The organism is Fructobacillus ficulneus (genome assembly GCF_001047075.2).
Lineage (GTDB): Bacteria > Bacillota > Bacilli > Lactobacillales > Lactobacillaceae > Fructobacillus > Fructobacillus ficulneus.
Genome location: NZ_DF968001.1, coordinates 73,675 through 84,850, shown reverse-complemented (window position 1 = coordinate 84,850; position 11,176 = coordinate 73,675). Strand labels below are relative to the sequence as shown.

Annotated in this window: 11 protein-coding genes and 1 other annotated feature; of the genes, 6 read left to right on the top strand and 5 right to left on the bottom strand. The window is 43.5% G+C overall.

The annotated features are described in order from the left end of the window. Window positions 1-30: 30 nt before the first annotated feature. Both AOQ29_RS03720 and AOQ29_RS03715 read right to left on the bottom strand, forming a co-directional pair. Window positions 31-339, bottom strand: a complete 309-nt coding sequence (locus AOQ29_RS03720; RefSeq protein ID WP_061993194.1) for a hypothetical protein — start codon at window positions 337-339, stop codon at window positions 31-33. Window positions 340-438: 99 nt separating this feature from the next. Continuing rightward, on the bottom strand, window positions 439-1,116 hold the full coding sequence (locus AOQ29_RS03715) for a YoaK family protein (RefSeq protein WP_083989265.1): 678 nt from the start codon (window positions 1,114-1,116) through the stop codon (window positions 439-441). Between the two features lie 253 nt (window positions 1,117-1,369). Here AOQ29_RS03715 and AOQ29_RS03710 point away from each other — a divergent pair, with 253 nt between their 5' ends. The 6 genes from AOQ29_RS03710 to metF all read left to right on the top strand — a co-directional run bounded on the left by AOQ29_RS03710 (window position 1,370) and on the right by metF (window position 8,706). Next, on the top strand, window positions 1,370-1,567 hold the full coding sequence (locus AOQ29_RS03710; protein WP_061993192.1) for a hypothetical protein: 198 nt from the start codon (window positions 1,370-1,372) through the stop codon (window positions 1,565-1,567). Between the two features lie 388 nt (window positions 1,568-1,955). Then, on the top strand, window positions 1,956-2,849 hold the full coding sequence (locus tag AOQ29_RS03705; RefSeq protein ID WP_061993191.1) for a homoserine O-acetyltransferase/O-succinyltransferase family protein: 894 nt from the start codon (window positions 1,956-1,958) through the stop codon (window positions 2,847-2,849). Between the two features lie 105 nt (window positions 2,850-2,954). Beyond that, a complete protein-coding gene (locus tag AOQ29_RS03700; RefSeq protein ID WP_061993190.1) occupies window positions 2,955-4,100 on the top strand; it encodes an aminotransferase class I/II-fold pyridoxal phosphate-dependent enzyme in 1,146 nt (381 codons plus the stop codon). After that, on the top strand, window positions 4,093-5,259 hold the full coding sequence (locus AOQ29_RS03695; RefSeq protein WP_061993189.1) for an aminotransferase class V-fold PLP-dependent enzyme: 1,167 nt from the start codon (window positions 4,093-4,095) through the stop codon (window positions 5,257-5,259). Before AOQ29_RS03700 ends, AOQ29_RS03695 begins: the two co-directional genes overlap by 8 nt. After that, window positions 5,253-5,496: a binding site (T-box leader), on the top strand. Its footprint overlaps the gene before it by 7 nt. Before the next feature lie 59 nt (window positions 5,497-5,555). Continuing rightward, the gene (gene metE / locus AOQ29_RS03690; RefSeq protein WP_061993188.1) at window positions 5,556-7,826 is read left to right on the top strand and encodes a 5-methyltetrahydropteroyltriglutamate--homocysteine S-methyltransferase; all 2,271 of its coding nucleotides are present in this window, start codon (window positions 5,556-5,558) and stop codon (window positions 7,824-7,826) included. Further along, window positions 7,813-8,706, top strand: coding sequence for a methylenetetrahydrofolate reductase [NAD(P)H] (gene metF / locus AOQ29_RS03685; RefSeq protein WP_061993187.1), 894 nt, complete (start codon window positions 7,813-7,815; stop codon window positions 8,704-8,706). Before metE ends, metF begins: the two co-directional genes overlap by 14 nt. Before the next feature lie 87 nt (window positions 8,707-8,793). On the opposite strand, the gene AOQ29_RS03680 is transcribed toward metF, so the two are convergent. From AOQ29_RS03680 to AOQ29_RS03670, 3 genes are all read right to left on the bottom strand, one after another. Continuing rightward, entirely contained in the window at window positions 8,794-9,855 is a 1,062-nt protein-coding gene (locus AOQ29_RS03680; protein WP_061993186.1) for an ABC transporter permease, read from the bottom strand. Between the two features lie 179 nt (window positions 9,856-10,034). Beyond that, a complete protein-coding gene (locus AOQ29_RS03675; protein ID WP_061993185.1) occupies window positions 10,035-10,610 on the bottom strand; it encodes a TetR/AcrR family transcriptional regulator in 576 nt (191 codons plus the stop codon). Between the two features lie 9 nt (window positions 10,611-10,619). Then, complete coding sequence (locus AOQ29_RS03670; RefSeq protein WP_061993184.1) at window positions 10,620-11,123, bottom strand: GNAT family N-acetyltransferase; 504 nt, start codon at window positions 11,121-11,123, stop codon at window positions 10,620-10,622. Window positions 11,124-11,176 lie beyond the last annotated feature (53 nt).

The window sequence follows — 11,176 nt, the reverse complement described above, 5'->3', positions numbered from 1 at the left end:
CAAACAATGTTTGCCCGCTTTTTACTGGTTTTAGAAGAAGATGTTTTTTGATAGTAAAAGATTTTCATCTTCTTGAGTAGCTGGTTGAAAACCCTTTTTAATCAAGTGCTTGACGTAGATTTTGTTGTAGAAGAAGCCCATAACAATACCGTATAGGCCAGGCACAATTCCAATCGTCTCTAGTCCAAAAATAAGAAGGACTAATAAACCGATGAAGAACCACAAAAAGTGTCCACGGAAAAGGGCAGGTAGACAACCAAAAAAGAAAGTTGTCCACGAATAACCGAGCTTAGCTTGCTTTCGTTGATGGGTATAAGGATTGAATAAATTAACAAACATAGAAGTCTTCTTTCTACACAACGCTCTGTAAATTATATTATGTAGGCTATGTTACAACTTTATTTGAATTTATACAATAGTATTTCTATATTTTTTCAATTATTTACCGATTAAATAGCTCATAATCAAGGCAATAACCGCAGGAATGAAGATTGAGTAGCCATCAATGAATGGTACTGAGACTGTAATGATGATGACCCCCAGGAAAAAGGATAAGAGGACGGTTCCCATATCAATGGCTTTACCGAGTGATTCACGATTACGACGGAAAATACCTTCGTAGAAATTAGCACAAAATGTCCGAATATTCCCAGTCATCATGAGTGGAACGAAAGGGCCACCCTTTAAGCGACGAAATTCTTGTAGTTCAGCTGCTGCTACAAAGGAAAGAATTGATGTACCAACAAGACTGGGAACGTCATTTTCAATTAAAGCAGAAATAATCAAAATTCCAGCCATGTACCAAAGAACCGCACGGCGCTCAAAATTTTTACTGTAGCCACGAACTTCAAGGTAGTGTTCCATTATTTTAGTGAGAACAGTACCAAAGCCAAAGGCCAAAATAGAAATTAGGTAGCGAGCTGATGTAAAAAATTGTAAGTTACCGATATGCATGCCCAGTAAAATGATATTACCGGTTTGTAAACCGGCAAAAACGTGGCCATGAATTAGGTAAGAGTAAGCATCCAATGATCCAGCGGTCATGGTTAGAAAGCTAGCAAAAAGTAACCTTTCATGGGATGGGTAAGTGTTATTAGACAAAAGTACAACCTCCATTCGAAACTACTATTGTACTGTAAATTGTCCCCCGAAAACGAGAACAATAGTATGTCTTTTTTATCAGTCTGATTTTCAAAATTTTAATTTACCTGGATAGGTATAAATATATTTAACAGTAACTGACAAAGACGGTCTTTGAATTAGTTTTAGTATAACGCGGATCTATTCAAATATTCCTAAAAATAATTAGAATAATTCAAATGTAAAGTGCTATACTCGTCCATAGTATAAGGTTATGGAGGAAGAACAGATGAAATACGGAATGCGTACACCAAGTTTTAAAAAATCAATGGCAGCTAGAACAACTGGAAAGATGAAGCGTTCAGTTAAACGAGCTTTGATTCCTGGCTATGGAACCCGAGCACGTGGTTGGGCTCATCCAAAAAAAAAGCTTTACAACAAGGTTTATCACCGGACAACTTTTAGTATCATGGATTTGTTGAAATAAAAATCTTTGACACTGCTGAAATTTTGTTAATTTTTATTTGACAAAACCAACAAAGGTGTTTATGATAAGCACAACATATAAATTATAAATTACTGAGAAAAGATGAGTAAATATCTAATCGATTTATTAGAGAGCCTGGTTTGGTGCAAAAGGGCATTTCAGAAGATATTGAAGATGGTCTTTGGTTACGGTATAGGTGGTGAGTCAGATGATGAGCTCCCTACGGATTGACACTCGTTATTGTGTTAAGAGATAGCTACGATGAGTGTCTTAAGTGTTGGTCAATAAACCAACAGTAGGGTGGTACCGTGCCATGTTTGGCGCCCCTAGAATTACATTTTTTGTGATTCTAGGGGCGTTTTTTATTTGGACAAGAAGGAGGTCGACAATGACGGCAAATGCAGTAAATGGATTTTTACAACAAAATCGAGAATGGGTTAATCAAACCATTGAAGCACCACGAAAAATTTTGGTTTGGAATTTGATGCCCAACAAACAAAATACTGAATTTCAATTTTTGTCTTTGTTAGACCAACTTGACCAAGACGTAGAAGTTACTTTTCTCTATGCTTGTAGTCACCACTTCAAGACAGTTCGGCAAGAAGATGTTGAAAGCTGTTATGCCTGTTGGCACGACATCCAAGATCAAAACTTCGATGGTTTGATTATCACCGGAGCACCGGTTGAACAACTGGACTTTGAAGACGTTGACTACTGGCAAGAATTTCAAACCATCAAGGCTTGGGCTCAAGACCATGTGGGGCAAACGATTAATGCCTGTTGGTCGGCTCAGGCGGCGCTCTATCATGACTTTCAAATTCCAACCCAACAATTAGATCAAAAGCTCTTTGGTATTTATCAAGAAGAACAAATCAATGACCAGTCAGTCTTAGCTCAAGGATTGGAAGACTTCACAACTCCCCAGTCCCGCCATGCCGGTTCAGTGATTGACCGTCAAGACTTACCAGAAGATTTAGAAATTGTCGTTGATAACGCTGAGGCTGGACCGTTGGTCTTATTCTCGGCTAGTCACCACCAAACCTATGTGACCGGGCATTCAGAATACCAAACCGAAACTTTAGACCAAGAATATCGCCGGGACCTGAAGAAGGGCTGTTTGATTCAAGAACCTGCCAACTATTACCCAGATGACTACTACGATTGCGGCGCTAAAATCATTAACACCTGGCAAGATAGCAGTATCCAACTTTACCAAAACTGGTTAAATTTAATCGAAAACAAGGAGAACAGCGATGACAAAAACCAATGCTTTTCATTTTGAAACCTAACAGGGAAATGGTAGGTAAAGGGTCTACCATTGTGAAAATCATCAATTGTAGAAAAAATTATAGAAAATTAATTTTAAAAAGAGAAGGAAGATAAATCAATGGCAAGTGAGTGTTCATGGCAACGAAAAATTGAAACGATTTTAGCACAGGCGGGGAACCGGGTAGACCAGGTGACTGGGTCAATCTCAATGCCCCTGTACTTTTCGACGGCTTACCGCCACGAAGGGTTAGGCCAATCAACCGGGTATGACTACTCGCGGATGACCGAACCAACCCGGGCCGTCTTAGAGGATGTTCTAGCTCAAATGGAAAACGGGGTCAAGGCCTTCGCCGTCTCATCAGGGATGGCTGCCATCCAATTGGCTTTTTCCCAATTTAAGAGTGGAGATCACATCATTATTTCCGATGACCTCTACGGCGGTTCCTTTCGTTATTTTGATTTGTTAGCCGACCAGTACCACTTACGGTTCAGTAAATGGGATGGTCAAGACTATGATGCCTTGGATGCCTTGTTGGCCGATGATGGTCAAGCGGTCTGGTTGGAAACTCCTTCGAATCCGACGATGAAGGTCATTGATATTGAAAAAACGGCCGACCATGCCCACCAGTATGATGCCCAGGTCTTGGTCGACAACACCTTCTATACGCCATTAATCCAACAGCCCTTGAACTTAGGGGCGGATATCGTCGTGCATTCGGCCACTAAGTATCTGTCTGGTCATAATGATATCTTGGCCGGGGTGGTTATCTGCAAGACAGAAGAAACAGCAGAAGTCTTGGGCAAGAACTTGATTACCACAGGACCAAACCTTGGTCCTTTCGATTCCTGGTTGCTCTTACGGAGCTTGAAGACCTTACCGTTACGCCTGGCCCGACAAGAAGAAAACGCCCAACGTTTAGTAGCCGAACTGACTAAGTCACCAGCGATTGAAAAAGTTTTGTATCCTGGTCGGGGTGGCATGATTAGTGTCTATGTCCAAGACGACGTCAGCGTTGATTTGTTCTTACAACACCTAGAAGTGATTTCCTTTGCAGAAAGTCTGGGTGGGACGGAAAGCCTGGTCACTGTACCAGCCGTCCAGACCCACGCTGACATGTCAGAAGAGGAACGTGCTAAGACCGGAATCACTGCTAACTTGTTACGAATTTCATGTGGAATTGAAGACGCCAGCGATTTGATCCGTGATTTGAACCAAGCCTTAGCCGCTGCGAGCCAACCAACAAAGGAGTTAATCCATGACTAAGGAAAACTTTTCCGACTGGACGAAAGTCATTAAGACAACAACCAAGCCCGATAAGGAAAGTGGGGCCATTAACCCACCAATTCAAATGTCATCGACCTTTGAACAACGGGACTTTGACCACTTTGGTAAGTGGGACTATGCCCGGTCAGGGAACCCAACCCGGGATGTCTTAGAGGATTCAATTGCCAGTTTGGAACACGGGACGCGAGGCTTTGCCTTTGCCACGGGGATGGCTGCCATTTCAACGGCCTTGTTGACTTTGAACCAGGGTGACCACGTCATCTTAACCAAAAACGTCTACGGTGGAACCTTCCGCCTGGTAACCGAAGTTTTGGTTAAGTATGGGATTGACTACACCTTTGTTGATTTGGGGGATGAAGCCGAGTTAAAGGCGGCCTTCCAAGATAATACCAAGGTTGTTTACGTGGAAACCCCCTCCAACCCGACCTTGCAGGTGACAGACATTCGTCAGGTGAGTGCCTTGGCGCATGACCACGGGGCTTTGGTCTTTGCCGATAACACTTTCATGACGCCCGTCTTGCAAAAGCCTTTGGACTTGGGGGCCGACTTGGTCATCCATAGTGCCACGAAGTTCTTGGCAGGTCATAGTGACCTTTTGGCCGGCTTGATTGTCACTAAGGACGAAGACTTGGGCAACCAGGTTTACTTCCTACAAAATGCCATGGGGGCCACGCTCGGTGTTTCAGATTCTTGGCTCTTGTTGCGGGGAATTAAAACTGTGGCCGTCCGGATGGAAAAGGAATCAGCCAACACCCTTGAATTAGCTACTTGGCTAGAGAGTCAGGACCTGGTCACTAAGGTTAACTATCCTGGTTTAGCTAGTGATGCCGGCTTTGCAGTCCAAAGTAGCCAGGCCCAGTCTGGTGGGGCGGTCTTGTCCTTTGACATTGGTAGCGAGGACAACGTCCGCCAGTTAGTCGAACACTTGGAAATTCCAATCTTTTCCGTTTCACTGGGTGCGGTAGAATCAATTATTTCTTACCCACCAAAGATGTCCCACGCAGAAATGAACACCGAAGAACGCCATGCCCGTGGAATCACGGATGGTTTGGTCCGATATTCCGTTGGTTTGGAAGACATTGAAGACTTGAAGGCTGACTTAAGCCAAGCCTTTGACAAAATTAACAATCAACAATAACGATGAAGAGATGAGTACCTAAGGAAATTCATGACAGAGAGCCAGGAGGGTGAGACCTGGTATGAAAATGCTTAGTGAAGATGGTCTTGGAGTGTTTAGCCACTGAATCACATTCGTGACAAGGCGACTACGGTTAACAACCGTTATCCTGTTTTAGTTAGCAATCGTGCTAGCTAAATGAGATTTTTGCCAATGGCAAAAAAATTAGGGTGGTACCGCGCAAAAAGCGCCCCTAGAGTGACAGAGATGTTAGTCTAGGGGCGCTTTTTAGTAGAAAAATAAAGGGAGAAATGAAGATGACAAAGACGATTGTAGGATTTCCACGAATTGGTGCAGAACGCGAATTGAAGTTCGCAACGGAACATTATTGGAAAGGCAAGATTGATGCCGAAGAATTGTTGGCGCAAGCCAAAGTAATCAAAAATGACCACTGGCAAGTCCAAAAAGAAGCGGGTATTGATTTGATCCCCGTCGGCGACTTTTCATTCTTCGATAACTTTTTGGATGTCGCAACTGGCTTTAACATCGTTGCTGACCGGTACCGCCAACTTAATTTGTCTGCTTTGGATGAATACTTTGCCCAAGCCCGGGGGTACCAAAAGGATGGCAAGACTGTTAAAGCCTTGCCAATGAAGAAGTGGTTCAATACTAACTACCACTACATCGTGCCGGAATTTACACCAACGACTGAAGTGCGCTTGGTAAGTGACCGATTGGTCAAAGAAATTGAGGAAGCCCAAGAGGTTGGGGTGAATGCTAAGGCCGTTGTGATTGGTCCCTATACTTTGTTGAAGCTGTCACGGTTCCTGGACGGTGCACAACCAGCAGACTTCGTTGATGATTTGGTTGCGGCCTACGTTGATTTGTTAACTCAAGTCGGTCAAACGGGCGTGGAATTCGTGCAAATTGACGAACCAGCCCTAACATTTGATGTGAGTGAGACCGATCAAGCCCTTTTTGATCAGTTATATGATCAAATCGTAGCTCAGTCGGGTTCAACCAAGGTTATCTTGCAAACCTACTTTGGTGATATCCGCGATGTTTACCAAGATGTAATTCAAAAGCCCTTTGCTGGTATTGGACTAGACTTGCTCGAGGGGTCTGAAAACATCAAGTTAATTCAAGAATACGGTTTCCCACAGGACAAGATTTTATTTGCCGGAGTGGTCAACGGGAAGAACGTATGGCGTAATGACTATACCGAAACCCTTGATTTGTTGAACAATTTGCCAATCGATGGTGAAGTTGTCTTGAACACTTCATGTTCACTCTTGCATGTTCCTTATTCAGCTAAAAATGAAAGCCAACTACCAAAGGATGTATACCGCCATTTGGCCTTTGCTGTGGAAAAGTTAGGTGAATTGTCAGACTTAGACCACATTCGCCAGGGACATGCTGATGATTTGTTGACCAATAACAAGGTGCTCTTTGCGACAACCAAACACCCGGTTAATGTGGCCGTTCAAGACCGAATTTCCGGGTTGACGGAAGCTGACTACCATCGTTTGCCAGACCGCCAAGAACGGGAAAAGATTCAGCAAGAGGCCTTGAACTTGCCCCTCTTCCCAACGACAACGATTGGTTCATTCCCACAGACAGCTGAAGTCCGGGCCAACCGTCGTCATTACAAGCACCATGAAATTACCAAGGACCAGTATGACCAATTCAACCAAGAAAAGATTGCGGAAGCCATCAAGAAGCAAGAAGAATTGGGCTTGGATGTCCTAGTTCATGGGGAATACGAACGCAATGACATGGTCGAATACTTTGGTGAAAAGTTGGATGGCTTTGTCTTTACTCAAAATGGTTGGGTTCAATCATACGGTAGTCGGGCAGTGAAGCCCCCAATCATCTGGGGGGATGTCAGCCGAGTGGCCCCAATCACCGTAGCAGAATCAGTCTTTGCCAATGGCTTGACGGATAAGTTAGTTAAGGGAATGTTGACTGGTCCAGTAACCATCTTTAACTGGTCATTCCCCCGTGAAGATATTAAGCGTGAAGGGGTCGTAACGCAGATTGCTTTGGCCTTGCGCGATGAAGTCCTTGATTTGGAAAAGAATGGCATCAAAATTATCCAAATTGATGAACCGGCTTTGCGTGAAAAATTACCCCTCCGTCAATCCGATTGGAACGAAAAGTACTTAGATTGGGCTGTCCCAGCCTTTCGCTTGGTTCACAGTGGCGTGGCGGCCGATACGCAAATCCACACCCATATGTGTTATAGCGAATTTAGTAATATCTTGACGGCTATCGATGACTTGGACGCCGACGTGATTTCATTTGAAGCCTCACGGGCAGACTTCACCTTGATTGACGACTTAGTTGCTAACCATTTCCAAACTCAGGTTGGTCCTGGTGTGTATGATATTCATTCACCACGAGTTCCAGCACCAAGCGAAATCAAAAACTTAATTGAAGAAGTCATCGAAAAGATTCCGAGCCGCAAAGTTTGGATCAACCCCGATTGTGGTTTGAAGACCCGGTCAGAAAGTGAATCATGGGCCAGCCTGAAGAATATGATTGAAGCCATTCAATCGATTCGGGAGGATGCCTATGAGCTTAGTTGAACAATTTAAGAAAAAAACGGTCTTTTCATTGGAAGTTTTCCCTCCCAAAAGCAATAGTGGGTCCAAAAAAATTATTTCTACCCTGGAGGCTTTGAATGGTGTTAGCCCGGACTTTATTTCGGTAACCTTGGGAGCGGGTGGGAGTGCCCAAAGTCAAGAAACAGTTGAAGTGGCTAAATTAATTCAAAATGAGTTACACGTTCCGGCTGTGGCCCACATACCTGGTTTGTACCGGGGAACGGAAGATGTTGATCGGTTAATTGAAGAGCTCTTAGATAACCAAATTAACCATGTCCTAGCTCTACGTGGCGACCCTGTTGCTGGCTTAGCACCCAATGGTACCTTTGATCATGCGGTGGACTTAATTGCCTATATTCAGGACAAGTATCCTCAAGTTGAAATCGCCAGTGCCTGCTACCCAGAGGTGCATAGCGAATCGAAGTCGGTTGTTGAGGATATTAATGCCTTACGGGCGAAAGTAGCGGCTGGGAGCCAGCACTTAATTTCGCAATTGTTTTTTGATAACCAGCACTTTTATGATTTTCAGGAACGATTAGCCTTGGCTGATATTCAGGTGCCGGTTGAAGCTGGCATCATGCCTTGTACCAGTAAAAAACAGATTGAGCGCATTACAGCGATTTCTGGTGTTCCAGTCCCAACGAAGTATCGCAAGATGCTGGACCGGTATGCAAACAATCCGGCGGCTTTGAAGGATGCTGGGATTGCCTATGCCATCGATCAAATCATTGATTTGGTAGCTCAAGGTGTTGATGGTATTCATTTATACACGATGAACCAACCCGATGTTGCCGAAAGAATTTGGCAGGCTACTAAGTCGAGCTTTGCGGCTAATCAAAAAGAAAATCTGATGGTCTACTAAAAATAAAAAATCACCTACCTTGAAGTCCGAAGTCTTCAAGGTAGGTGATTTTATTTTTGAGAGAGAATGCGATGTGTATACTATAAATTAAGCGTTTGTTTCACTTGTTGATGCGTCAATCACTGATTTCTTACCGATAGTGAAGAGAATCCAACCAACAACAACGTAGGTAAGCAAGACAGTTAATGACTTGGCAATCCCGTTACCATTGAAGAAGGCGATGTCGCGGAGTAAGGTTCCAGTTGCACCAGGTGGCAACAATTGACCCAAGGCTCCCCAGAACTTTGGTAACATTTCAGGTGCTGATGAAAGCCCTGAGAGTGGGTTTCCAAGCAAAATTAACATGACGGCGGCGATTCCTAAACCACCGTTACCCATGACCTCTAAGAGACCAAGGACGAAGAAGGCAGTTGCGGCGATTCCGACCATGGCTCCTAGTGAAGTTAAGAAGTAGTTTCCATCAAAGGTACCAACACCGAATTGGATGACACCAACAAGGCCAAGACCACCAATGAAGGCAAAGGCCAAAGCGGCATAGAACTTTTGCTTCTTACCCTTAATCATGTTGGCAATCGCAACGGCTCCAATCCAACCACCAAGGGCGATTGGCAAAGCACCAGCAGCTAGACCAGTTCCCTTCGGATCAGCCTTAGGGAATGACTTCAATTCAACAACCTTCAATGTCTTTGTATCAACGGCTGCTGACTTAGCATTCAAAGCCTTAAGAGTATTTAGGTCAGTCGTTTGGGCCATCATTGGTGCTAGTTGGGCCTTAGCAGCAGCCTTTTGTTGGGTAACCACACCTTGACCGATTTGATTCAAGCCTTGGGCAACGGCTGCTGATGCTGCTGTTGCTTGGTAAAGACTCAAATCACCGGTTGCTGACATTTCAAAGGCACCGTAAATCTTACGATGGTTAACGGCATCTTTGACATCAGCGGTGCTGTCATAGTGCTTAACCTTGAAGCCTTTATCTGAAAGCGGCTTGGCCAACTTGTCGTAGGTAGCTTCGTTTGGTGCCACAAGACCAATTGGGACATTGTTAATGCCAGATTTAACGGCAGGCAGTGAGAATGCAGTCATCATGATACCAAGAACGACTGTCAAACCAAGAGCCAAGCCTAAAATAAACTTGTACGATGATTTCATGTGAGGACTCCTCTTTCGTTGTTATCTTATTATAATTATAGCGACATAAATAAAACAACCGACAATCGTTGGATAAAAGTTGGATAAGTCTTAAAACCTTGATATTAAAGACTTTATCCACCAAATCGTAAAAGATTGACGGTTATTTTTGTTGTATTTGTAATGAAAATAATTCTGAATTAATTGGCTGCCCGAAGAACCTTATTCAATAGCGGAGGAACAACTTGAATTAAAATATGGGTAAATTCAGCGGTTGATTCTTCATAATCAGAGCGAATCCAAGTAATGATCATGTTGGTTACCGTTCCGGTTAAGATAGTCAGCGCATACTTGGCTGGAATAGCCAGAGGGCGGCCTTCAGTGGTATTGAAAAATTCTTCCTTAGCTCGCTCAACCAAGCGGTTTTCAAAGGAGTGCTCAGCGTGGGGTGACAAAAGGAGAGAAGTTAGCTCGCGATTTTTGTAGAGTCGTTCAATTAAATAAGAAACCCGGTGTTCAAAGATGGCCGACTCGGTCAATGCATCGATAGCAGCATCTGGTAAAGTACCGATAGTGTCATCCAATAAATCACGCTGAATAGTTTCCATTAAATCGTCTTTATCCAAAAAGTGGGCATAAAAAGTCGATCGATTGATATCGGCCGTTTGAATGATTTCTTGGACAGAAATTTTATGGAAATCTTTGTGAGCAAGGATTTCAAGAAAGGTCTGGCGGATGGCTGCATCCGACTTTGTGTAGCGTGCATCAGTTTTCATAATATTAATTTACTTTTTTTGATAAAAATTATTTGCGAAGAGGCCCATCATGTATGAGTCATGGTAGCAACCTTCGGCAAAGAAGTGTTGGCGGAGTCGACCTTCATTTTGAAAGCCAAATTTTTCGTAAATGTGAATGGCGGCAGGATTTTCAACATCGACATAAAGATAAATTTTATGTAGGTTCAAAACCGAAAAACCATATTCAATCCCGGCTTGGAGACCTTCTTGAGCCAATCCACGACCTTGGTAGCGGGTATCAATGATGATTTGAATTTCGCAATGACGGTGAATCGTATTGATATCGATCAATTCAACGACACCGGCAAATTCATTATCGTCTTCGATGACAAAGCGTCGTTCACTTTGGTCTAGGATGTGACGGTCATATAAGAGATTCAATTCATCGAGGGAATTAAAGGGCTCTTCAAACCAGAGGGCCATGACTGACCGAGAGTTTTTCTGCTGGTATATATGGGGTAAGTCTTGCTTTTCGAGGGGACGGATATTCATTGTTTGTCTCCAATTTTTCTGTGTGTCCATTCGGACAAGTGTTGGTAAAAACC

Bases quoted from the DNA above. Each gene is read 5' to 3' on its own strand.
- AOQ29_RS03695 (WP_061993189.1), top strand. From the start codon at position 4,093: ATGACTAAGGAAAACTTTTCCGACTGGACGAAAGTCATTAAGACAACA.
- AOQ29_RS03680 (WP_061993186.1), bottom strand. From the start codon at position 9,855: ATGAAATCATCGTACAAGTTTATTTTAGGCTTGGCTCTTGGTTTGACA.
- AOQ29_RS03715 (WP_083989265.1), bottom strand. From the start codon at position 1,116: ATGGAGGTTGTACTTTTGTCTAATAACACTTACCCATCCCATGAAAGG.
- AOQ29_RS03710 (WP_061993192.1), top strand. From the start codon at position 1,370: ATGAAATACGGAATGCGTACACCAAGTTTTAAAAAATCAATGGCAGCT.
- AOQ29_RS03670 (WP_061993184.1), bottom strand. From the start codon at position 11,123: ATGAATATCCGTCCCCTCGAAAAGCAAGACTTACCCCATATATACCAG.
- metE (WP_061993188.1), top strand. From the start codon at position 5,556: ATGACAAAGACGATTGTAGGATTTCCACGAATTGGTGCAGAACGCGAA.
- metF (WP_061993187.1), top strand. From the start codon at position 7,813: ATGAGCTTAGTTGAACAATTTAAGAAAAAAACGGTCTTTTCATTGGAA.
- AOQ29_RS03720 (WP_061993194.1), bottom strand. From the start codon at position 339: ATGTTTGTTAATTTATTCAATCCTTATACCCATCAACGAAAGCAAGCT.
- AOQ29_RS03675 (WP_061993185.1), bottom strand. From the start codon at position 10,610: ATGAAAACTGATGCACGCTACACAAAGTCGGATGCAGCCATCCGCCAG.
- AOQ29_RS03700 (WP_061993190.1), top strand. From the start codon at position 2,955: ATGGCAAGTGAGTGTTCATGGCAACGAAAAATTGAAACGATTTTAGCA.
- AOQ29_RS03705 (WP_061993191.1), top strand. From the start codon at position 1,956: ATGACGGCAAATGCAGTAAATGGATTTTTACAACAAAATCGAGAATGG.